At 69.2% G+C, this 23,183-nt stretch carries 16 protein-coding genes; 1 reads left to right on the forward strand and 15 read right to left on the reverse strand.

The annotated features are described in order from the left end of the window. Nucleotides 1–134 precede the first annotated feature (134 nt). The 5 genes from QZY48_RS28950 to QZY48_RS28970 all read right to left on the reverse strand — a co-directional run bounded on the left by QZY48_RS28950 (nucleotide 135) and on the right by QZY48_RS28970 (nucleotide 4,630). Nucleotides 135–992, reverse strand: coding sequence for an Rpn family recombination-promoting nuclease/putative transposase (locus QZY48_RS28950; RefSeq protein ID WP_295437185.1), 858 nt, complete (start codon nucleotides 990–992; stop codon nucleotides 135–137). 298 nt (nucleotides 993–1,290) lie between these two features. After that, nucleotides 1,291–2,937 (reverse strand): ubiquinone biosynthesis regulatory protein kinase UbiB, encoded by a 1,647-nt coding sequence (ubiB, locus tag QZY48_RS28955; RefSeq protein WP_295437187.1) that lies wholly within the window; start codon nucleotides 2,935–2,937, stop codon nucleotides 1,291–1,293. After that, nucleotides 2,934–3,614: an SCP2 sterol-binding domain-containing protein gene (locus QZY48_RS28960; RefSeq protein WP_295437189.1), complete on the reverse strand. Its 681-nt coding sequence runs from the start codon at nucleotides 3,612–3,614 to the stop codon at nucleotides 2,934–2,936. Before QZY48_RS28960 ends, ubiB begins: the two co-directional genes overlap by 4 nt. Then, the gene (gene ubiE / locus QZY48_RS28965) at nucleotides 3,614–4,363 is read right to left on the reverse strand and encodes a bifunctional demethylmenaquinone methyltransferase/2-methoxy-6-polyprenyl-1,4-benzoquinol methylase UbiE (protein WP_295437190.1); all 750 of its coding nucleotides are present in this window, start codon (nucleotides 4,361–4,363) and stop codon (nucleotides 3,614–3,616) included. Before ubiE ends, QZY48_RS28960 begins: the two co-directional genes overlap by 1 nt. 141 nt (nucleotides 4,364–4,504) lie before the next feature. Continuing rightward, nucleotides 4,505–4,630: a hypothetical protein gene (locus QZY48_RS28970; protein ID WP_295437192.1), complete on the reverse strand. Its 126-nt coding sequence runs from the start codon at nucleotides 4,628–4,630 to the stop codon at nucleotides 4,505–4,507. Between the two features lie 87 nt (nucleotides 4,631–4,717). Here QZY48_RS28970 and QZY48_RS28975 point away from each other — a divergent pair, with 87 nt between their 5' ends. After that, nucleotides 4,718–5,611: a MipA/OmpV family protein gene (locus QZY48_RS28975; RefSeq protein WP_295437194.1), complete on the forward strand. Its 894-nt coding sequence runs from the start codon at nucleotides 4,718–4,720 to the stop codon at nucleotides 5,609–5,611. A gap of 292 nt (nucleotides 5,612–5,903) precedes the next feature. On the opposite strand, the gene rimO is transcribed toward QZY48_RS28975, so the two are convergent. The 10 genes from rimO to QZY48_RS29025 all read right to left on the reverse strand — a co-directional run bounded on the left by rimO (nucleotide 5,904) and on the right by QZY48_RS29025 (nucleotide 22,957). Next, nucleotides 5,904–7,250 carry a 30S ribosomal protein S12 methylthiotransferase RimO gene (gene rimO / locus QZY48_RS28980; protein WP_295437195.1) on the reverse strand — a complete coding sequence of 449 codons (1,347 nt, stop codon included), beginning with the start codon at nucleotides 7,248–7,250 and terminating at the stop codon, nucleotides 5,904–5,906. Nucleotides 7,251–7,448: 198 nt separating this feature from the next. Continuing rightward, a complete protein-coding gene (gene folE2 / locus QZY48_RS28985) occupies nucleotides 7,449–8,306 on the reverse strand; it encodes a GTP cyclohydrolase FolE2 (protein WP_295437196.1) in 858 nt (285 codons plus the stop codon). A gap of 874 nt (nucleotides 8,307–9,180) precedes the next feature. Then, nucleotides 9,181–13,086 carry a phosphoribosylformylglycinamidine synthase gene (gene purL / locus QZY48_RS28990; protein WP_295437198.1) on the reverse strand — a complete coding sequence of 1,302 codons (3,906 nt, stop codon included), beginning with the start codon at nucleotides 13,084–13,086 and terminating at the stop codon, nucleotides 9,181–9,183. A 624-nt stretch (nucleotides 13,087–13,710) separates the two neighbouring features. Next, on the reverse strand, nucleotides 13,711–14,520 hold the full coding sequence (locus QZY48_RS28995) for a hypothetical protein (protein ID WP_295437199.1): 810 nt from the start codon (nucleotides 14,518–14,520) through the stop codon (nucleotides 13,711–13,713). 386 nt (nucleotides 14,521–14,906) lie between these two features. Beyond that, entirely contained in the window at nucleotides 14,907–15,488 is a 582-nt protein-coding gene (locus tag QZY48_RS29000; protein ID WP_295437201.1) for a sulfite oxidase heme-binding subunit YedZ, read from the reverse strand. 44 nt (nucleotides 15,489–15,532) lie between these two features. Beyond that, nucleotides 15,533–16,507 (reverse strand): protein-methionine-sulfoxide reductase catalytic subunit MsrP, encoded by a 975-nt coding sequence (gene msrP, locus QZY48_RS29005; protein ID WP_295437203.1) that lies wholly within the window; start codon nucleotides 16,505–16,507, stop codon nucleotides 15,533–15,535. A gap of 152 nt (nucleotides 16,508–16,659) precedes the next feature. Beyond that, a complete protein-coding gene (locus QZY48_RS29010; RefSeq protein WP_295437204.1) occupies nucleotides 16,660–17,664 on the reverse strand; it encodes a tetratricopeptide repeat protein in 1,005 nt (334 codons plus the stop codon). Then, entirely contained in the window at nucleotides 17,577–18,323 is a 747-nt protein-coding gene (locus QZY48_RS29015) for a toll/interleukin-1 receptor domain-containing protein (protein WP_295437205.1), read from the reverse strand. The genes QZY48_RS29010 and QZY48_RS29015 overlap by 88 nt, the downstream gene beginning before the upstream one ends. A 349-nt stretch (nucleotides 18,324–18,672) precedes the next feature. Then, complete coding sequence (locus QZY48_RS29020) at nucleotides 18,673–22,011, reverse strand: caspase family protein (protein ID WP_295437207.1); 3,339 nt, start codon at nucleotides 22,009–22,011, stop codon at nucleotides 18,673–18,675. Between the two features lie 301 nt (nucleotides 22,012–22,312). After that, nucleotides 22,313–22,957 carry a hypothetical protein gene (locus QZY48_RS29025; protein WP_295437209.1) on the reverse strand — a complete coding sequence of 215 codons (645 nt, stop codon included), beginning with the start codon at nucleotides 22,955–22,957 and terminating at the stop codon, nucleotides 22,313–22,315. Between the last annotated feature and the right edge of the window lie 226 nt (nucleotides 22,958–23,183).

Consider the following 23,183-nt stretch of genomic DNA (forward strand, 5'->3'; position numbering starts at 1 on the left):
GGAAATGGATCAGCAGGGCGCGGTTGGCGTCAGAGCCCAGGAGGGCCTTGAAGACACAGTCGATCTTGGGGTCGATGGCGTGGCGCATGGGGACAGTCTAGGGCCGATCGGGGGCGGGGACAATCGGGACGGCTTCAAGAACCCGCGGCAGGACGTTGCGCCTGCAACAATGCCTTGAGGCGCTCGACCTCGGCCAGGGCGGCCTCTTTCGCTTGCAGCGCAGCCTCTTTCGCTTGCCGCTCGGCCGCCAGCGCGGCGCCGCGTTCTTCTAGTGCCGTTTCGGCCTCCCGCAGGCGGCCTTGAATGCAGCTTTGTTGGCGCAGGAAGTCCTGCCGCGCCTGGTAGCGGTCGTAGGCGTGCTCTTGCTCGGAGAAGGCCTTCAAGGTACTCATGGCTTGCCTCATTTCGGTGGTCTGCATCCACTCAGGTGGTTGGTCGGCATCCAGGTGCTCACCGTCCTTGAAGAACTTGAGCCAGCGCTGCTCCTCGGTTTCGACCTGTTCGGTGGCAAATTTGTTCAACTCGAACAGGTAGATTCCGCCATGGTCGAGGAGACCCTGCCCGTGGTCGTCGCGCAGCCGGAAGCGATGGCTGTAATACGGGTCGTCCGGCAGCAGGTCTTCGCCCAAGATCCATATTGAATAGGCGGGTTTCAGCAGGCGGTAGTCCTGGCCGCTCTGCAGTTGTTTGTTGTAGATGGCGTTCCAGGTATACAGGATGCGCGCGGGCAGGTCCGGATAGGCCAACAACTGGATCTCGACCTGATGCAGCCGGCCCTGGTCGTCGCGCGCCTTGACATCGACGATGCTGAGCTTGTCGGTCAGGAACTCGCGTTCATGGTAGGGGTTGAGGATCTCGACCTGGGTTATCGGGCGGGGCAGGTCGGAGCCCAGGATGGCGTTGAGGAAGTGGATCAGCAGGGCGCGGTTGGCCTCGGAGCCCAGGAGGGCCTTGAAGACGCAGTCGATCTTGGGGTCGATGGCGTGACGCATGGGGACAGTCTAGGGCCGATTGGGGGCGGGGACAATCGGTGGTCAGGCCAGCCCATTGCGTAAGGGCGACTTGCAGCCGCGATGCTGGGCCGCGGTAACCTGTGACGTGGCGGCAGCTCGCGAGGCCTCGTCGCGGCTGAAGCCGCTCCCACAGCGGCGTCGCGCTCCGGGGGCGCCCGCGGTTCGACCAGCGGCCGGGTGAGCTGCGGCTCGGCATCCCAACCGAGCCACCTGGAGTCCAAGGCTTCAGCCTTGGATCGAGGGGCGCCAAGGCTGAAGCCTTGGACTCCAGGGGCGGTCAGCGACCGGTGGAGAAGAGCAACCAGGCGCCGCCGAACCAGGACGCCCCCACCAGCCCCAAGGCGAGTTGCGGGGGCAGCCACTGGCCGGGACCCAGGACCAGCACCAGGGTGCCGCAGACGGCGAGCGTGGCCCCGGCCAGGGCGCGGGCGGAGAGTCCGGCGCGCGCCTCCGCGGCCCGGTCGTGGTCGTTGACCGTCTTGGCGGTGGCGAGGGTGCGGCGGGCGTTGAGGTCGGCGGCGTGCAGGATGCGGTGGATGACCAGCGGCAGGTCGGGCAACTGGTCGGCGATGGTGAGGAGGTTGCGCCGGGTGCGCTTGGCCAGACCCTTGACGCCGATCTGGTCGCGCATCCAGCGCTCCATGTAGGGCTTGGCGGTGGTCCACAGGTCCAACTGCGGGTAGAGCATCCGGCCCAGGCCCTCGATGTTGAGCAGCGTCTTTTCCAGCAGGACGAGTTGGGGCTGGACCTCCATGTCGAAGCGCCGGGCGGTCTGGAAGAGCCGCACCAGAAAGTGCCCGAAGGAGATCTCGGCGAGCGGCTTCTCGAAGATCGGCTCGCAGACGGTGCGGATGGCGGACTCGAACTCGTCCACCCGGGTGCCGGGCGGGACCCAGCCGGACTCCACATGCAGTTCGGCCACGCGCCGGTAGTCGCGCTCGAAGAAGGCGAGGAGGTTCTCGGCCAGATAGCGCTGGTCGTCGCTCGTCAAGGTGCCGACGATGCCGAAGTCGACCGCGATGTAGCGCCCGCTGGGCTCGACGAAGATGTTGCCCGGGTGCATGTCGGCGTGGAAGAAGTTGTCGCGGAACACCTGGGTGAAGAAGATCTCCACCCCGCGTTCGCCCAGGAGCTTCATGCTCACGCCCTGCGCCTTGAGCCGGGGCACATCGGCCACCGGGGTGCCGTAGATGCGCTCCATCACCAGTACCGAGGCGCGGGTCCAGTCCCAGTAGACTTCCGGGATATAGAGCATCTCGCTGTGCAGCCAGTTGCGCCGCAGTTGCGAGCAGTTGGCCGCCTCGCGTTGCAGGTCCAGTTCGTCGAAGATGGTCTTCTCGTACTCCTGCACCACCTCCACCGGGCGCAGGCGCCGGCCGTCCGGCCAGTAGCGCTCCGCCAGGCGGGCGATGGTGTAGAGCAGATCGATATCCTGGCGGATGGTCTTCTCGATCCCCGGGCGCAGCACCTTCACCACCACTTGCGTTCCGTCCTTGAGCCGCCCGGTGTGGACCTGGGCGACCGAGGCGGAGGCGAGCGGGCGCAGCTCGAACTCGTCCAGGACCTCGCCCACCGGGCAGCCCCAGGCCTTCTCGATCAAGGCCTGCGCCTGGGCCCCGGGGAAGGGCGGGACCCGGTCCTGGAGCTTGGCCAGTTCCACCGCCAGGTCATCGGGGAGCAGGTCGCGGCGGGTGGAGAGGATCTGGCCGAACTTGACGAAGATCGGCCCCAGGTCCTCCAGCACGAGGCGCACCCGCACCGGATAGGCGGGCAGATCGCGGCGCAGCCAGTACCAGGGGGTGAGATAGAGGACCCAGCGCAGGGGGCGGAACAGGTGGGTGGCGAGGATGACCTCGTCCAGGCCGTGACGCAGCAGCACCCAGTTGATTCGGAACAGGCGCAGTGCCTGACGCGCGCCGATCATCGCGGGCTGCCGCGCTCCGCGTCCGCGCGGGCCGCGAGCCGCGCGATCCGTGCGGCCAGGCGCTCGACGTCGTCGCGCAGGGTATCGACCTGGCGCAGGAACTCATCCACCTCGTAGCGCGTGGGCAGCAGGCGCGACTCCTCCTCCAGATACTCCTTGAGATTGGCCAGCGTCGTCTCCCTGGTGCGCCCGCCCCAGTCGCCCGCGGCGCGCAGGGCGCGCCCGATCTGATTGGCGATGGGGTCGCCGAGCACCCGGGCCAGTTGCTCCTCCCAGTCCACGTCGAGCCCCGCCAGGGCGTCACTCAGGGCCTGGGCGACGGCCGCGTCGCCCTCGATCCGCACCGCGCCGGAGGACAGTTGGGACTGCTTGCGCCCGGCCGTCATCATGCGCAACAGGGCGAGCGGGGCGCCGCGGATCAGACAATCCGGGGTGGCGTCATAGGCGCCGAAGACCTGGACCCGGTCGGGTCCGGGGATCAGGGTCAGACGGGCGCCCAGGCCCTCGATGTCGATGCAGATGATGTGGCCATAGATCGGCGCGAAGGCGCGTGCGCCCTCCGGGTCCAGGGCGATGTACTGATTCAAGGCCGCCTCGATCGTGGCCAGCAGGCCCGCGGGGATCGCGAAATCGGCCGCGGGGTCGCGCCCCGGGTCCAGTGTGTCGTCGTCGCTCATCACAGCTTGTACCCCCGATGGATGGCCACCACCCCGCCGGTCAGGTTGAAGTAGGTGCAGCGCTCGAACCCGGCGCCCTCCATCATGGTGCGCAGGCTCTCCTGGTCCGGGTGCATCCGGATGGACTCGGCCAGGTAGCGGTAGCTTTCCGAGTCGTTGGTGACCAGCCGACCCAGGATGGGCAGCACGTTGAAGGAGTAGAGGTCATAGACACGGCTGAAGGCCTTGCTCGTGGGGTGGGAGAACTCCAGGATCAGGGCGCGCCCGCCGGGGCGCAGGACCCGATACATCTCGGCGATGGCCCACTCCTTGTGGGTCACGTTGCGCAGCCCGAAGCCGATGGTCACGCAGTCGAAGTGCTCGCCGACGAAGGGCAGGCGCTCGGCGTTCGCCAGGGCATAGTTCAGGTTGCCCACCCGCCCCTGATCGAGCTGCCGCTCCCGGCCGCGCGAGAGCATGGCCTCGTTGATGTCCGACATCACCACCTGCCCGGTGGGGCCCACGATACCGGCGAAGCGCGCTGCCAGGTCCCCGGTGCCGGAGGCCAGGTCCAGCACCCGCTGGCCGCGGCGCACCCCGGCGAGCGCGATGGCGTGGCGCTTCCAGAGCCGATGGATGCCGAGCGACATCAGGTCGTTCATGAGATCGTAGCGCGAGGCCACGGAGTCGAAGACCTCGCGCACCCGCACCGCCTTCTCCTCGACCGGCACCTGCTGGTAGCCGAAATGGGTCGTCTCTTGTTCCGCCATGGCCTCGTTACTCTCGCGTGTCCGCCGGCCCGTCGCGGGGGCCCGTCTTGGGGTACGATTCTACATGATGGCGGGGGCGGCCCGGGGGCGCGTGACGGGGCGGCGGCGCTCGGTCCGCGCGCTCGGTCCGCACAGCGGACCCTACGGGCGGACCCACCGCGCCGGGGCCGCGCTGCCGACGTAGGGTCCGCTGTGCGGACCGAAGCCCTCGAAGCCCACCCGCGGGCGGCGGCCCGGGGCCTTGGGCTTGTTGTCCACCCCCGGCAAGGCTACAGTCCCGCGCAGCGCCCGAGGCGCTTATCCGTGCCCATTTCGCGGGCACCCAGCCTTCATCAGGATAACCGGAGCCCCCGCGTGCCCATCAGACCCTCACTATTCCGCTTGGCCGCCGCACTGTGCGTGGCGGTGGCCCTCGGCGCCCCGGTGACGGCCAGCGGATCGGACTCGCAGTCCGGCTCAGGCCCCATCATGGAACCGCTGTGGGAACTCGGTCTGTTCAACTTCGTCGCCGACCTGCCCCACTACCCCGGGTCCGATGAATCGCGGGTCTATGCCTTCCCCACCCCCTTCCTGACCTACCGCGGCAAATATCTGCGCGCCGGCCGCGAGGGGGTACGGGGCATTTTCTACCAGGGCCCGCGGATCGAGACCAGCCTCTCGCTCTCCGGCAATCCGCCGGTGGACGAGGACAACGAGGCGCGGGCCGGGATGCCGGGCCTGGACGCCATCGGTGAGCTCGGCCCCTCCATCAAGTGGTACTTTCTGGGGCGCGACCCGGTGGATCGGGTCTATCTCCAGGCCGCCGCCAGGGCCGCTGCCGCGATCGACTTCGCCTCCGGCCTGCAGGTCCGCTACCAGGGCGTGGCCGGGAGTCTGAACGCCGTCTATTATAACCGCAGCAGCTTGCGCGACCAGCGCATCAAGTTCCAGTTCGGGCTCGGGCTCCACGCCGCGGACCGGGTCTATAACGGCTATTTCTATGACGTGGCTCCCGCCTATGCCACCGCGACACGCCCCGCCTATCACGCGGCAGGCGGCTACAGCGGGGCCTCACTGTCATTCTCCATCCAATACGACATGACGCCGCGGGTCTCGTTCGGCTTCTACTCACGCTGGGACAACTTGAGCGGCACGGCCTTCGCCGACAGCCCGCTGGTGAAGCAGGAAAACAATTTCGTGGTCGGGGCGGTCCTGATCCTGCGTCCGCTGCGCTCGGCGACCCTGGTGTCGTCTGACACATTCGACTGACCCGCCTCGTTGTCGTTGTCGTTGTCGTAATCGAGGTTATCGTAGCGCCCTGGATTATCTCGCACCCCAAATCGTATCGCTTCTCCGATTATAGTCCTTTTCAAGAAATTTCATAACCTGCGCGGGTGTCGCCTGAAGAAGCTTAATATATTCAATCTCTTGGAAATCAGCGGGAGCTGATAACCTATAAGATAACTTGAAAAGCACTATACCATCACGACAACGACAACGACAACGACAAAGATTGAGTTTGACTTGTTCTTGACTCGTTACAAACCCAGGCTCGGGTGTATCAATCCTCCACCGGCTCGGCCCACAGATCATGGTCCCCGGAGTCGGTCACCACGACCTCGATGAAGTCGCCGGGGTCCAGTTCCCAGGCGCCGGGGATGACGACGACGCCATCGATCTCCGGGGCGTCCCCGACGCTGCGGGCGATGACCTCGTCATCGTCCACCTCGTCCACCAGCACCGTGAGGCGCTGCCCGATCCGTTGGGCGAGTTTGTCCCGGCTGATCTGCGCCTGGATCTCCATGAAGCGCGCCAGGCGCTCCTGTTTGACCGCCTCCGGCACCGGGTCCGGCAGGTCATTGGCCGCCGCCCCCGCCACCGGCGAGTAGGGGAAACAGCCGACCCGGTCCAGACGCGCGGCGCGGATGAAGTCCAGCAGGCACTCGAACTCCGCCGCCGTCTCCCCGGGGAAGCCGACGATAAAGGTGCTGCGCAGGATGAGTTCCGGGCAGACCGCGCGCCAGCGCTCCAAGCGCTCCAGGACAAGTTCCGCGGCGGCCGGTCGATGCATGGCCTTGAGCACGCGCTCGGCACCGTGCTGCAGCGGCATGTCCAGATAGGGCAGGATCACCCCCTCCGCCATCAGCGGGATCAGTGCGTCCACATGCGGATAGGGATAGACATAGTGCATCCGCACCCAGGCCGGCAATTCGCCCAGGGTGCGGGCCAGCGTGACCAGATCGCTCGTCAGGGGCCGACCCTTCCAGAAGTCCGGCCGGTAGCGCAGATCCAGGCCATAGGCGCTGGTGTCCTGGGCGAGGACCAGGATCTCGCGCACCCCGGCCTCCACCAGGCGCTCCGCCTCCGTCAGGATGTCGCCCAGCGGGCGGCTCACCAGGTCCCCGCGCAGGCTGGGGATGATGCAGAAGGTGCAGCGGTGGTTGCAGCCCTCGGAGACCTTGAGATAGGCATAGTGGCGCGGGGTGAGCCGCACCCCCTGCGGCGGCACCAGGTCCAGGAAGGGGTCATGGGGGGCCGGCAGTTCCCGGTGGACGGCGGCCATCACCGCGTCCAGGTCGTGCGGGCCCGTGACGGCGAGCACCCGCGGGTGGGCGGCGCGGATCAGGTCGGCGCGCGCGCCCAGACAGCCGGTGACCACCACGCGGCCGTTCGCGGCCAGGGCCTCGCCGATCGCCTCCAGGGACTCCTCCACCGCCGCGTCGATGAAGCCGCAGGTGTTGACGATAACGAGTTGCGCCCCGTCATAGCTCGGGGTGATCGCATAGCCCTCGGCCCGCAGGCGGGTGAGGATGTGCTCCGAGTCCACCGTCGCCTTGGGGCAACCCAGGCTGACGAAGCCGATGCGGGGCGGGCCGGCGGGGGCCGGGGTGCGGTCAGGTGTGGCCAAGGCAGGGCTCCGGGATGGCGGGCAATGGGCAGGGCGTCGGCGCGCGGCGGCCGGCGGGCGAGTCGGGTCGGGTCGGGTCGGGCCGCCATGGTAGGGGGCCGGGGGCGCGGACACAAACGTGCGCACCGATCTGAGCCTGGGCCGCCATGTCGCGCTGCCCCGGGAGATAGGGACTCGCTGGAGCTGGGTCGCCTTGGGCTAAAGCGACGCCTCGGCGATGCGCGCCTCGGCGTCCTTGTCGCGCTCGATCAGGGCATAGGCGGAGTGGTTGTGGATGGACTCGAAGTTCTCCGACTGCACCACATAGGCCGCCACCCGCTCGTCGGCATTGAGGCGCGTGGCGACGTCCCGCACCATATCCTCGACGAACTTCGGATTGTCATAGGCGTGCTCGGTGACATACTTCTCGTCCGGGCGCTTCAATAGCCCGTAAAGCTGCGATGACGCCTCCCGCTCCACCAGTTCGATGATCTCTTCGATCCAGATGAAACCGCGGGTGCGCACCTGCACCGTCACATGCGAGCGCTGATTGTGGGCGCCGTAGGCGGCGATCTCCTTGGAGCAGGGGCAGAGACTGGTCACCGGCACCACCACCTTGATGTCCAGGGTCGGGGCCCCGTCGTGGATCTCGCCGATGAAGGTGACCTCGTAGTCCAGCAGGCTCTCCACGCCGGTCACCGGGGCGTGCTTGTTCACGAAAAAGGGGAAGCGCATCTCGATATGACCGGCCGCGGACTCCAGCCGGCGGGACATCTCGCGCAGCATCTCCTTGAACGAGTCCACGCTCAGTTCCCGCTCCTGGCTGTTCAGAATCTGCACGAAGCGCGACATGTGCGTGCCCTTGAAATTGTGGGGCAGGTACACGTACATGTTGAAGTTGGCCACCGTGTGCTGCTCCAGCCCGCCGCGGTCGCGCACCCGCACCGGGTGGCGGATGTCCTTGATGCCCACCTTGTCGATGGCGATGTGACGGGTATCCGCGCTCCCCTGGACGTCAGCGATGCCCGGCGTCACACAGGCCGTGGCACCACAGGTGGATTCGGTCGCTTGCTGCATTGAGCCTTCCTCGACGGGGCCGTTCGGCCCGGGTTATCCGTCAACTTGGTGTCCGGCGCGCGCAAGACAACCGCAAAATCGTCCGCCCGTCCGGCCTGAGCCGTCGCGTCGGACAGGTCAGACCAAGACAAACCGGTCATTATCGGGACTCGACCTAGGCGAGGCAAACCGGCGATGGCAGGCAGGCGCGGGGATCGGCGTCTGGCGGGTCGGGCGCGCAAGCCTGCGGGTGGAAAGCCGGCGGCCTGGATCATCGTTCCGGCAAGCGACGCTCGGTCCGCACAGCGGACCCTACGGGTTCCGCGCCCGTAGGGTCCGCTGCGCGGACCAACGGCCTCGCGCCGAACGAGATGGCCGGGACTCTCATCAAAGCCCTGTCGGCGCGGCCAAGGCCAACTCAAGTCGCCTGGGCGGTTGACGCAGATCGTGCAAGTTGATTGCGTCGAAGCCATGATCCTGAGCTTGCGCGACAAGCACAGCAGTGCGCCGTTCCACCCCATTTTTCGACCCGTCTAAGCCCCGAAGGGGCGCGACATACCAGCCCAGGGCAACGCCCTGGGTATCAGATATAACGAAGCCCAGCCCTGAAAGGGCGTGACATAAGACCTGCGTCCCCATGTCACGCCCTTTCAGGGCTAGGCCGATTAAACGACACTGTCCCAGGGTGTTGTCCTGGGCTGGTATGTCCGACCCCGTTGGGGTCGGTACGCACGCTAAGATGGACCCGGATACGTGGGGATGAATACGCGCCGGGCACGGCCTCTTGGGGCACTGCTGGGAGGCTCCGAATCATGCGCCTACGTAGACGGTCGGGCTCTGATTTCCGCGCTTCAAATGAACGATACGCGCCGAGCGGGTGCCCGGCGCTCCCGGCTCACCCCACCCACACCCGCGCATTGCGAAACAGCCGCATCCAAGGCCCATCCGGCCCCCAGTCGTCCGGGTGCCAGGAGTGCTGGACGGTGCGGAAGACCCGCTCCGGGTGGGGCATCATGATGGTGACCCGCCCGTCCAGACTGGTCAGGCCGGCGATGCCGTCCGGGGAGCCGTTGGGGTTGGCGGGGTAGGCGTGGGCGATGCGCCCGTCGTGCTCCAGGTAGCGCACCGCGACACCGCCGCGGGCCGCGGCCAGGTGCTCGCCGTCGCGGAACTCGGCGCGGCCCTCGCCGTGGGCGACGGCGATGGGCATCCGGGAACCGGCCATGCCGGCCAGGAGAATCGAGGGGGTGGGCAGGACCTCGACCAGCAGGGTGCGCGCCTCGAACTGCTCGGAGCGGTTGCGCACGAAGCGCGGCCAGTGGCCGGTGCCGGGGATCAACTCGTGCAGGTTGGAGAGCATCTGGCAGCCGTTGCACACCCCCAGGGTGAAGGTGTCGGGCCGCGCGAAGAAGGCCTGGAACTGGTCGCGCGCCCGGGGGTTGTAGAGGATGGTCTTGGCCCAGCCCTCGCCGGCGCCCAGGACATCGCCGTAGGAGAAGCCGCCGCAGGCGGCCAGGCCGCGAAAGCGCGCGAGATCCACCCGTCCGGCAATGATGTCGGAGAGGTGCACATCGACGCACTCGAAGCCCGCGGCGTGGAAGGCGGCGGCCATCTCCAGTTGGCCGTTGACGCCCTGATCGCGCAGGATGGCGATGGGCGGCCGGGCGCCGCGCGCAAGAAACGGGAAGGCGAGGTCGTCCTCCGGGTCGAAACTTAAGAGCGCGCTCAGGCCCGGGTCCTCGTTCTCGATGCGCTCATAGGCCTCGGCGGCACAGTCCGGGTGGTCGCGCAGCCCCTGCATCCGGAAGCTGGTCTCGGACCAGATGGACTGGAGCCCGGCGCGGCTGCCGCAATAGAGCACCTCGCCGTGGCGGCGCAGCCGGATGGCCTCGCCCTCGTCCAGGGTGCCGATGACCGGGCTTGAGTCTTCCAGGCCGTGCTGGGCGAGGATCAGGAGGACCTCATCGGTATCGGCGTGACAGACCTGGATCACCGCACCCAGCTCCTCGCTGAACAGGGCGGCCAGGTCCCCCGGCCCCACCGGTGCCAGGTCCAGGTCCACCCCGCAGCGCCCGGCGAAGGCCATCTCACAGAGGGTCGCGAGCAGCCCGCCGTCCGAACGATCGTGATAGGCCAGCAGCAGGCCCTCGGCGTTGAGTTCCTGAATCGCCGCGAAGAAGCGCTTGATGAGATCCGGGTCGTCCAGGTCCGGCACCCCATCGACTGCGGGGTCCCCGAGTTGGCCGTAGACCTGGGCCAGGCAGGAGCCGCCCAGGCGGTTCTTCCCCTGCCCCAGGTCGATCAGGATCAGGTCCGTGTCCCCCCGGTCGGTGCGCAACTGCGGTGTCAGGGTGGCGCGCACGTCCGTCACCGGGGCGAAGGCGGAGACGATCAGCGACAGGGGCGCGGTCATAGCCCGCGGCGCGCCGTCGGGGCCGGCCCAGACGGTCTTCATGCTCATCGAGTCCTTGCCGACCGGGATCGCGATGCCGAGCGCCGGGCACAGTTCCAAGCCGACGGCGCGCACCGTGTCGTAGAGCCTTGCGTCCTCGCCCGGATGCCCGGCGGCGACCATCCAGTTGGCGGAGAGCCGGACCTCAGGCAGCCCGGTGATGGCCGCCGCCGCGATGTTGGTGAGCGCCTCCCCCACCGCCATGCGCCCGGCCGCCGGGGCGTCCAGGAGCGCGAGCGGGGTGCGCTCCCCGAGCGCCATGGCCTCCCCGGTGAAGCCTCGGTAGTCGCTCGCGGTGACCGCGCAGTCGGCGACCGGTACCTGCCAGGGCCCAACCATCTGGTCGCGCGCCACCAGGCCGGTGATGCTGCGGTCCCCGATGGTGATCAGGAATGACTTGTCGGCGACCGTCGGCAGCGCCAGGACCCGGGCGATGGCCTCGTCCAGGTGAATCGCCTTGAGATCGAGCGGCGTCCGCGGCGGGGTCAGGCGCGTCGCCGCGCGGTGCATCCGCGGCGGCTTGCCGAACAGGAGTTGCAGCGGCAGGTCGATCGGGTCCTCCCCGAGGCGCGCGTCCGTCATGGACAGGTGGGCCGGTTCGAGCGCCTCCCCGACCACGGCATAGGGACAGCGCTCGCGTTCACAGATCGCCTGGAAGCTCGCCAACTCCGCGGCGGCGATGGCGAGCACGTAGCGCTCCTGGGCCTCGTTGCACCAGATCTCCAGGGGCGTCATGCCCGGCTCGGCGCTCGGCACCCGGCGCAACTCGAAGCGCCCGCCCCGGCCGCCGTCGTGCACCAGTTCGGGCAGGGCGTTGGACAGCCCCCCGGCGCCCACGTCGTGGATGAAGAGGATCGGATTGGCCTCACCGCGCGCCCAGCAGCGGTCGATCACCTCCTGGCAGCGGCGCTCCATCTCCGGGTTGGCGCGCTGCACCGAGGCGAAATCCAGATCAGCGGCGGAGGCCCCCGAGGTCATGCTGGAGGCCGCCCCGCCGCCCAGGCCGATCAGCATCGCCGGACCGCCGAGCACCACCAGCGGTGTGCCCGCCGGGAAGGGCCTTTTCGCGACGTGCTCGGCGCGGATGTTGCCGATGCCGCCCGCCAGCATGATGGGCTTGTGATAACCGCGCAGCTCCGGGGCCCCGTCCGGCCCCGGAATCTCCTGCTCATAGGTACGGAAATAGCCGGCCAGATTGGGCCGCCCGAACTCGTTGTTGAAGGCGGCGGCGCCGATGGGGCCCTCCAGCATGATCTCCAGTGCGGAGCAGATGCGCCCGGGCCGTCCATGGTCCTGCTCCCAGGGCTGCTCGCCGCCGGGGATGCGCAGGTTGGAGACCGAGAAGCCGGTGAGGCCCGCCTTGGGCTTGGCCCCGAGCCCGGTCGCCCCCTCGTCGCGGATCTCCCCACCGGCACCGGTGGCCGCCCCCGGGTCCGGGGCGATGGCCGTGGGGTGGTTGTGGGTCTCCACCTTCATCAGGATATGGATGGGTTCCTCGTGCTCCCCGTAGACACCGGTCACCGGGTCCGGCAGGAAGCGCCGCCCGTCCCAGCCCTCCATCACCGCGGCATTGTCCCGGTAGGCGGAGAGGACCCCGGCCGGGGCGCACTCGGTGGTATTGCGGATCATCTGGAACAGTGTCCGCTCCTGCCGCACCCCGTCGATGGTCCAGTCGGCATTGAAGACCTTGTGCCGACAGTGCTCCGAATTCGCCTGGGCGAACATCATCAGCTCCACGTCGGTCGGGTCCCGGTCCAGCGCCAGGAAGCTCGCGGCCAGGTAGTCGATCTCCTCATCCGACAGGGCCAGCCCCAGCGCGGCGTTGGCCTGCACCAGTGAGGCCCGGCCGCCGGCGCGTAGCCCCACCCGGGTGAGCGGCCGGGGCTCGGCATGGTCGAAGAGCCGACCCGCGTCCGCGAGGTCCAACAGGACGCCCTGGGTCATCCGATCGTGCAGCAGGGCCGCCGCCCGGTGCAGGTCCGCCGCGGCCAGGGGGGCGGCGCCGGTCGCCAGATACCAGGCGGTGCCGCGCTCCAGGCGACGCACCATGGTCAGTCCGCAATTGCGGGCAATCTCGGTCGCCTTGGACGACCAGGGCGAGATGGTCCCGGCGCGCGGCACCGTCAGGATCAACTGGCCGATCGGCGCCTGGCTGGGCAGGCTGGGGCCGTAGCGCAGCAGGCGGTCGAGGATGGCCTGTTCGGCCGCGTCCAGGTCGCGCTCCAGATCGGCCAGGTGGACGAACTCGGCAGTGAGCCTCGCGTCTTGCCCGAGGGCCGCGGCAAGGCGCCCCTGAAGCTTGCGGAGACGGAAATCGGACAGCGCTGGGGCCCCGCGAAGGACGAGCATGATGGGTTCCCGATCGGTGTGAGGGACAGAGGCAATGGCGACGATGATACCCGAAGCGGACAGCAGCGCAGGAGCATCCGCGACCGGCCGTCACGCCTACCCAGGCTCGGAACAAAGAATATCTCTCACGGAGACACGGAGACACGAAGAAAGAAACACTTAAGGTGAACTCCGGATCACTTTGTACCCGCGCAACAAACCGGAGGTCGAGGCTTCAGCCGGATGCGGCGCCGCTACCCGCTAACGGCCATGGCGCCCGCGCCACCCCGAAAGATGAAAGTTGCGGGCGCCATGGCCGTTCCCTCTCCCCGGCGCTCCCCCAGAGGGGGAGGGAGAGGAGGAGCGCGCTCCCGGCGCGACTTTCACGGTAAAGCGTCGGCCCCCGGTCGTGTCGCCCCGGCGGCCTTGGTCATCATCCCGGCCACCCGGCACCGGCGAGCGCACGCGCGCAGCCCAAGTCGAGCGCTGGGAGCGCCGCACCCCAGTGCGGCGCTCCCAGTGGGCCGAGCCTTCGTGGTACGGAGTTCTGCGGAAATCGCCCTAAGGAGCGCTCTTCTCAGTGTCTTTGTGTCTCTGTGAGAGAATCTTCTTTAGAGCGGATCGATGCAGACATGGGCAAGGGGCTCAGGCCGCGGCGAGCAGGCGCCGCTCGGCGAGCGGATAGAGGTTGAGCGCGCCCGTGTAGGCCGCGGGCGGCTCCAGGACCCAGCCGTGGTAGGGCTGGTCGTCGCCCGGACGGGCCCGATAGGGCGGGGCGTCCTTACTCGGGTCGAGGCGCAACAGCGCGGATTCACCGACCACCCGCACGTCGCGCCGCAGCACCGCGGCGGCCGCCCAGTCACGCAGCCGCGGGCCGAGCTCCGCCAGAATCCGGGCGGCATCCGTGTAGTCGTCGAGCGCACCCAATAACAACAGACGCTTATATTCATTGCCCGGATTGAAACGTCGGGGCCCCGGCGCCGCGGCCCCGGCCAGTTCGTCACGACCGTCCAGGTAGACGAACAGGTCGTGCAGCCCCTGCCAGGTCCCGGGTGCCGCGTTAACCTGCGCCCGCACGGACGCCTCCGCCGCCCGCCCCAAATCCTTGAGCAGTTGGCGCAGGACCCATTCACGGTAGACCGCAAAGCGCGCCTGACCCACGGATCTGGGGTGACCCAGGTCGCGCAGCAGGTGCTGGAGATTGCCGCACCAGGCGCGGTTCAAACGCTCCTCCTGGCTGGGCGCGGTCGGCGGGGCGCTCCAGTCCCGATCCGTGGAACGCCGCGGCGGCAGTGCCGCCTGGATCTGCTCGACCTGATCCTTCAGCGCCCGCAGCATGGCGAGGCGCCGCTCCGGCTCCATGGCGCGATCACGGATCTGCTCCAGTGCCAGCAGGACCTGGGGCAAGACCACCGGCAGGTCAAGGGGACGCGGCCGGTCCAACCGGATCGTCATGTCGACCCCCGGTGACGGGAACCAGGGCGGTGAAGACCGCTCGCGGGGGTGAGGCCGGGGCCGGCCGGGGGCAGGCGGCCGGGGACTGGGCGCCGAATCGATGTCATGGGTTAGGTCCGTCCGTGTCGCCGCTGGGCGGTGCTTGTCGGTCAAGGTCTGGTTGGTCGGGTCCGGGGGTCGGCACAGAGGCCGCCCCGGCGCACTGAGTGTGGGCGTATTGGCGCCAGGTCTCAATGACCATTGTCGGAAAATGCGACGGCGTTCACCCAATCGCCCATTCTATCACTCAAATCAGCCCGCACGCCCCGGGCCCCGGCGCGGCCGGGTGCGATCAGAACTGATGTGCTAACGACAACGACAACGTACCCGGGATCTCGGTCACCACATCAGTTCTGACCGCCCCCCAGGCGCGGCCAGGGCACCCGAGCGGCCAACAGCACGGCCAGCACGGCGGCATAGATCAGCGGTTCGCGCAGATCCGCCTTCACCAGCCAGAGGAAGTGCAGGACGCCCAGGACCGCGATCAGGTAGACGCTGCGGTGGAGCAACTGCCAGCGCCGCCCGAGCCGCCGCACCCAGCCGCGGGTGGAGGTCACCGCGAGCGGCACCAGGAGCACGAAGGCGGCGAAGCCGACCATGATATAGGGCCGCTTGGCGAGGTCCGTAACGATCTCCTCCCAGGCCAGGCCGCGGTCCAGCACCAGATAGACCGCGACATGCAGCACCACATAGAAAAAGGCGAAGAGCCCGAGCATCCGGCGAAAGCGCAGCAGCCAGCCGCGCCCCGTCAGCCGCCGCAGCGGCGTGACCGCGAGCGTCACCAGGAGCAGGCGCAGCCCCCAGGCCCCGGTGAAGTGCAGCACCGCCTCCACCGGGTTGGCACCGAGCCGCCCCGCCGCGATCCGCCAGCCCAGGAGCGCCAGCGGCAGCAGGCACAGGAGGAACACCAGCGGCTTGCCGTAGCGCACCGCGGCGCTCTCTTGGCCGCCCGGCCTCGGCCCCGGCCTCGCCATCAGAAGGACTGCCGCAGGTCCATGCCCGCGTACAGACTCGCGACCTGATCCGCATAGCCATTGAACATCAGCGTCTTGCGCTTGGGCGCAAAGAGCCCGTCGCCGATCATCCGGTGCCGCGCCTGGCTCCAGCGCGGGTGATCGACGTCAGGGTTCACGTTGGCATAGAAGCCGTATTCGTCGGGCTGCATCTGGTTCCAGGTATTCACCGGTTGGGTCGCGGTGAAGCTGATCCGCACGATCGACTTGATGCTCTTGAAGCCGTACTTCCAGGGCACGACCAGGCGCAGCGGCGCCCCGTTCTGATTGGGCAGGACCTGCCCGTAGAGACCGGTGGCCAGGATGGTCAGCGGGTGCATGGCCTCGTCGATGCGCAGCCCCTCGCGATAGGGCCACTCCAGCACCGCGCGGCGCTGCCCCGGCATCTGTTTGGGGTCGAGCAGGGTCTCGAAGGCGACATAGCGCGCCTGCGAGGTCGGCTTGAAGCGCTTGAGCAGGTCGCCGAGCGGAAAGCCGACCCAGGGCACCACCATGGCCCAGGCCTCCACGCAGCGCAGCCGGTAGATGCGCTCCTCCTGGGTGAAGCCGGTCAGGACATCCTCGATCCCGACCTGTCCGGGTGCCTCGCAGGCCCCGTCCACCACCACCGTCCAGGGGCGGGGCCTGAGCGTATGGGCAGTGGCCGCCGGGTCCTCCTTGTCCGTCCCGAACTCATAGAAGTTGTTGTAGCCCAGGATGTCATCGCGGCTGGTCGGCGGCTCGTCGGTGCTCTGCGGGCTCGGGCGGACGTTCGGGATCGGTTCCAAGGCGCCGGCCCCCGGCGGGCTCGCCGCCAGCAAGGGCCGACCCAACGTCAAGCCGGCGCCGGTCCCGGCCAGGGCCAGCGCGGCCTTCAGCAACTCCCGACGCCGCGCCCAGACGGCGGGCGGGGTGATCTCCGAGGGGGGAATCGCGGGCGGTTTCAGGATCGGCATGGGACTGGTCTTCCGGGTCGGTGCGGACGCTAGTCCAATGAGATGCGGCCACCGGCCGCCGGTTCATCCGCGATGGCATAAAGGTTCGGGACGGGGCGCCTGCCCCGTCCCGCGCGGCCGCGCGCGCCAGACCAGGCATCGCGCGCCGTCGATCAGCGGCTCGCCGGCAGGATCTCGGCCCCCCTGAAGGCTGCCACCGCAGCCCGCCACTGCGGCCTGACCTCCCCCAGCCTCTGCAGGTCCGCCTCCAGGACCGCGCCGGCGCGCTCCCGCCCGGCGAGACCGGCCCCCTGCCCCGCCACCCGCCCGGCACCGGCCTGATCGCCGGCCAGCCAACGCGTCAGGGCCGCGCTCAGGAGCCCATAGGCCCGCTTGGCGTCGGCCGTCTGGAGCGAGACCGGCCCCACGGCCCCATCGAACACCCATTCACCCCCATTGTCCGGACCGGCAAAGGCGCCCTCCCGGTCCAGGTCCAGCAGCAACTGCCCATGGTGCGCCAGCGCCGCCTCCAGGTCCCCGGCCAGGCGCGCGGCATTGCCCGCGTCGATGCGGGCCAACAGCAGCCCGGGGGCCGTCGCCAGCAGTCCGTCGTAACGGGCCAAGGCACCCTTGTAGTCCCCCTGGGCCAGCAGCACACCGGCCAGATTCTCGCGGTACTGGACCTGTTCGGGTGCCAGGGTCACCGCCCGTTCATAGTCCTCGCGGGCCTGGGCGCGCCGCCCTTGTGAATCCTCCAGTTGCCCGAGCCCGAACCAGGCCTGGGGCAGTTCAGCGTCGAGCGCCAGGGCCTCGCCGTAGAGGACCCGGGCGCGCCCGGGGTCGCCGCCGAGCTGCGCCAGTCGGCCCAGCATCATCGGCAGATGCGGGTCCTTGGGGGCTTCCTCGCGCAGGGCGGCGAGTCGGCGCACCGCCCCCTCCTGGTCAAAGGTCGGCGACGGATCGGCCAGGATCCGGGCCTTGGTCTGCCCGTAACGCGCCGCCTCGTCGGCACCATCCAGGGCCAGGGCGGCGCGGTAGGCGGCCAGCGCGTCCTCGTAGCGGCCCGTGTCCATCGCCGCCTCGGCGAGAGTCAGTTGCCGGGCCAGTTCCGGGTCCTCCCGGCCCAGCCACCAATAGGCCCCCGAGCCCAACCCCAGGAGCAGGACGGCCGACGCCACCCACTGAAGGACCGGCCGCGCACGCCGGGCGGACCCTGCCGCAGCCGGTGCGGACGTCGGCGTGGTGGACGCAACCGCCGCCGTCGGCGCAGGCGTAGGCGCCGGCGCGCCACCAGGCTCAGCCCAGGGCGCCAGCGCCACCGCGGCCCCCGGCGCCGGCGCTGCCACCCCGGGCTGTGCGTCAGCAGCCGATAGAGCCCCTCGTAGCCCGGGTCGGCGCTCGCCAGGCCAAAGCCGCGCAGCCGAAAGTGCGTATAGGCCTCCAGCGCTCCCGGCACTGACTCGTCAGGCGCCTCGTCCAGCAGCAGCGGCACGAAACGGGCATTGCCCTTGTCGGCATAGATGGCGTTCAAGATCGCCGCCCCCTCCCAGTAGACGCCGCGGCCCACCCCCGGACCGGTGCCGACCGGGTCCTCCACCCGCGCCTTGTAGACCGGGGTGCAGATCAGCAGCACCCAGTCCGACCGGTCAGGCCGCAACTGCTCCCGGCACCAGCGCGGCCAGTCGATCAACTCCTGCTGGTGATACTGGTCCAGTTCGGTCGCGATCCCGTCGCGGCGCAACGCATTGGCCAGCGCCAGGACCCGCGCCGAGTGGGCGGGGTCCTCCTGGGCATAGCTGATGAAGACCCGGAGCCGAGGCGGGGGATCGGTGGTCATGGGTGGTCCGGAGGCGGTGAAGGAACGGTTCACCAATAACTTAAACAAGTTAATTAGGGAATGCTTTTCGCGTCGTTGTCGTTGTCGTTGTCGTTGTCGAGATTATCGTAGCGCCTCGGATTCTCTCGCACTCGAGATCGCATCGCTTCTACGATTGGGACAACGACAACGACAACGACAACGACAACGAACGTGTAGCACCGTAGGGTCCGCTGCGCGGACCGATGCACCCGCGGCGCCGCAATCCCGCCCGAAAAGATGGCCCGCACAACGCGAGCGAAGGCGGGGCACCGCGGGGGGCGGTCCGCACAGCGGACCCTACGGGCTCGACCTCCGGTGCATCTGCCACTCAAGGCGGCGGCACCCCGGCGGCCCGCCCGATGGTGAAGGACTGCCCCTGCAGGTCGCGCATCGGGAACATCGCATAGCCGAAGCGCTCCTGGCTGACCCGCGGGACCTCGCGCTCCAGATAATCGGCCAGCTCCGAAACCTCGATCTCCTGGTTCCGGTTGCCCTTGGCGTCCGCCTCCCCGTGCAGCCCGGCGAGCAGGACATGGGTGAAGACCCCGTGCCCCTCGATCCCCTCCAGCGCGACCTGATCCGGCCTGGACCTGGCCAGCACGGCGCGCCCGGTCTGGTCCTTGAGCCGGTCGATGGCGGCGCGCAGTGCCATCCCCTGGTTCTCGCCGCCCCGCGCCACCCCGGCCAGCCGCGGCCCCGGGTCGGCGGCCCCGGCCAGGGCCCCGCCCGAGTAGCAGGAATCCAGCACCACCAGCACCTTGCGCGCCTGCACCCGCGCCAGCAGGTCGCGCAGCCCCTCCTCATTGAGGCTGCCCGCGCGCAGCGCCTCGCCGTTGGAATAGACGAGATCCCAGGGCAGGAAGTGGTAGCGCCCATCGAGCGCCAGCCCGTGGCCCGCGAGATAGAGCACGAAGACATCGTCCGGACCCGTCTTGGCCGCCTGCTCCAGGAAGGCGGCGCGGATACCGGCCAGGGTCGCCTGCGCGTCCAGCAGCGGGCGCACGTCCACCCGCTCGAAGAGCCCGCCCTGGATCTCAGGCAGGACCGCGCTCAGTGCCCGGGCGTCGCTGCCGCCGTATTTCAGGTTCAGCTCCGGCATCTTATAGGGGCCGATGCCGACCGCGAGCCCATAGAGGCTGGGCCGCCCCGACTGACCGGCGACCTCCAACTCCCAGACCAGCGGCTCGGAGGCGACCCGGTTGCCGGCCTCGAAGCCGCGCGCCTCGATCCGGTGCCGGCCCGGGGCCAGGGTGAAGCGGCGGGTCTCGCGATCCCGACCGGGCAGCCCCGGGCCATAGCCCCCGCGCGCATCGGTGCGCCCGACCACGGCCCCGTCCAGCCGGTACTCGATGCGCCCCACCCCGCCGCCCTGGTCCTTCAGCACCAGCGCGACCTCCAGTTCCCGCCCGACCAGGATCGGCGCGCCCGAATCGGCCCGCACCAGGAGCGGCGCCGGGTGCTCGGTCAGCAGCCGGCCCAGGTCGCCGATGTCCTTGAGTGCCTTGGCGGCAAGCTCGGGGTAGCCCGGGTCCAGCGCCAGGGCGATCAGGTCCGGCCGGTGAAAGACCTCACCGATCCGGTCCGCCCCCACGAAGTCCGCCGCCTGGTCCGGCCCCCGGTTCAGGTGCCAGCCCATCAGCCGCTCACCGCCGCCGCCGGACTCGTAGAAACCGTCGGGGGTCCAGAGGACCCAGGGGGGTTCCCAGTCTTCGCCCGGGTTCTTGCCCGGTGCCGGTTCGGGGGGCGTGCCGGGGGCGGCGGCGAGGTCCCGGGCGGCGATGGCCGCACCATCGACGAAGAGTGCCAGGCGCTCGCGGCCGGTGGCGGCCTCGAACCAGCGGATGCTGCCGTCGCCGAAGGCGGCGACGGCCCAGCGGCCGTTGTCGCTCAGGTTGACCATCATGGCAAACGAGGGCGCCGGGGTCTGCCAGGAGGGGGTGCCGTCGGCGGCGTAGGCGCGCAGGAACCATTCGGTGCCGAGCAGGACTCGACTGCCGTCCGGGGCTATGTCGGCGGATATGGCGTTTTCGAGTGGTTTCAGGCCCAGTGGCTTGCCGTTCAGCTTGGGGGCCAATGAGTCCCACCAATCGGTGACCGTCAGCCCCGGGACCCGGATCTCGGGCCCAGTCAGCGGGGGTGGGTGAATGACAGTTGCGATGCCCCGTGCCTCGGGTGTGCTGCCGGAAAACAGGGTCGCCAGCCAACGTAGGAACTGACCCAGAATACCGTCCGATTCGGATAGCGGCGGGTCCAGGCTCAGGCGCCGTTGGCTCAGGTCCAGCCGGAGACGATGGACGCGCCAACTGCCGTCCGAGTCCAGCACCCGGCAATCGACATCCGCAACCAGGCCGTCGGCCGAGAGCCGCAGGACCTGCGAAGGGCGCCGGAAGTCCAGGATGGCCGGTCCGCGGCCGGGCGCCGGGCCGGGTCCAGCGCCCGCCAAGGTCGCCACGGCAGGCCCCGCACCCGGATGGTCCGCCCCCGCTGACCCTTGGGTGGCCGGGTCGCGCCAGACACCCCAGGCCGGGTCTGTGGCGCCGAAGACCAGGCGGCCATCGCCGAGCGGCACCAGGTCCATGATCGCATTGGTCGCGAGCCGGTGGCGGGCGGGTCGGCCGGTGCCGGCATCGGGCCAGGCGACGAGCTTTTCGTCAGCAGCGCTGATGTAGCGCCCACCGGCAAACAGGGTCCGTCCGTCCCTGGACCAGGCGACCGAGGACAGGCCGCCGTTGCCGATACCACTGGTGTCCGGCCCCGGCAGGGCCTTCAAGTCATCCCCGGAGAATAGCCCGACCGCGGTGCTGTCGTCATATCCCACCGCGATCCGGCCGCCGTCCGGGGAGAAGGCGACCCCGGATAGCCGGTACCCGCCGGGCGTTTCCACCCGGGCGGTGGGCCTGAGGTCAGGTCCATAGAGGTGCAGCCGGCCGGGCCGGCCGTCACCGCACTCGGTCGCGGCGATTCGGCCCTGGCGGTCGAATGCGATGCCGTGGCTGCGGGAACCGTAGTCCGGATCGCGCCCGATCTCGGTCCAATCCCCGGCCGAATAGAGCCGGATGCCGCCCTCGCCCAAGGCCGCGGCCAGCCGGCTGCCGTCCGACGAGAAGGCAAGATGGTTGACCACATTGGGCAGGCCGCCGATCCGGTGCCGGAGCTGTCCCGAATCGCGGTCGAACAGATAGATCGCGACCTGCCGGTCCCACTCGTACCCGGTCCATCCACCCACCGCCACCGTCGCCCCGTCCGGCGACATGGCCGCCGCAAAGAGTTTACCCTCATCGCCCTCGCCGATCGGCGGGCGCAGCACCCGCAGCAAGGCCCCGCTCCCCAGGTCCCAGACCCGGGCGGTCTTGTCGTGGGAGGCGGTGACCAGCCAGCGGCCCTGGGCATCGACCCCGATCCGATAGATCGGCGCCGTGTGCTGCCCGGACTCGATGCGCGGGAAGGGTCGGGTGGGCGGCTGGGCCTGATCCGGGCCCGGGTCTGGACCGGCCACCCGGTCCGCCGTCGGCGCACCGGCCCAGGCGGCCGGGCCGAGCACCGCCACGGGAGCGCCGACCGCCAGGGCCAGCAGCAGCCAGGCGGCGAACCAAAGGAGCCGGGCGCGCCGCCCGGTCAGGGCGCGCGGCCGGGCTGGCTGGGCTGGGCTTAGGCGAGGCTCGATCATCTGGACCCCTTGCACACCGACCTGGGCTGGGCGCGACACCCCTCAAGTCTCCCATGTTTGCGCCCCGGGCGCATCCGCGCCCACCGCTTCTCGCTCCCGCCCGCCGAGGGCGCGCAAGTCCCCGGTGGGAGGGGCTTTACCGTGAAAGTCCGGCGGGGACCTTGTGGGAGCGGCTTCAGCCGCGCCGCGAGGCCGCGGTAACCTGCGACGTTGCGGCAGCTTGCGAGGCCTCGTCGCGGCTGAAGCCGCTCCCACAGCGTCGCTGCGCGACCTTCGCGGTAAGACCGCTCCCACGGGGAACCTATTCGAGCGTGCCGTCGCCCGGTCCAACCAGGTAGTCGAAGCCGCCCTCGCCGCAGGTGGTCTGCAACTGCCCGAGGATCTGCCGCACCCGGGCGTCGGACTCATTGGGGCCGCGCATATAGCAGGGCCGGCCCTCGCGGCCGTAGGTGAACTCCTCGGTGCACGCCAGGCTGTCGACCGCGCCGAAGATGCCTTTCGCATTCTCATAGTCGCGATGGGGCGAGAACCCCAGGCCCTCGGCATAGGCGACGGCCCCCTGGATCAGCTTGCGGGCGCAGGCGGGCTCCACGGTGCGGAACGACTGACCGTCGGGCACCTCGGTCAGCCCGGGCTTGATCATGTTCTCGTAGGTCCGTTCGCTCGCCACTTTGAACAGTGCGTCCTTGACCCCCAGGCAGAAGATATCGACCACGAAGGCGGTGATCGCCAACATGCCGTCCGGCATCCGCCGCACCCAGACGACGGTGCCCATGCCGATCTCGAACAGTTGCTCCGGGACCAGACATTCATGCATCGGGAACTTGCAGTATTGCAGCGCCCGGTGCCCCGCGGCCAGACCGGTCGCGGTCCCCTTGGCCACCAGCTTGCGCTTCTTCTTCTTGTCCTGGAGTTGTTTCTGCCGCTGCCGTTCGTTGACTGCCATTGCACATGCCTCATGGGTATCTGGAGTCCAAGGCTGGCGCCTTGGGGGCGGGGGGTAGGGGGTGGGGGCGGGACGGGGTATTCACCCCGTCCCGAACCTTTATTACACGGGCGATCCCTTAAACAAGGGACGCCATCGTTGTCGTTGTCGTTGTCGTTGTCGAAGTTATCGTAGCGGCACGGATTCTCTCGCACCCCAAAGTGCATCGCTTCTCCGATTACGATTA

This window comes from uncultured Thiodictyon sp. (assembly GCF_903828115.1).
Classification (GTDB): domain Bacteria; phylum Pseudomonadota; class Gammaproteobacteria; order Chromatiales; family Chromatiaceae; genus Thiodictyon.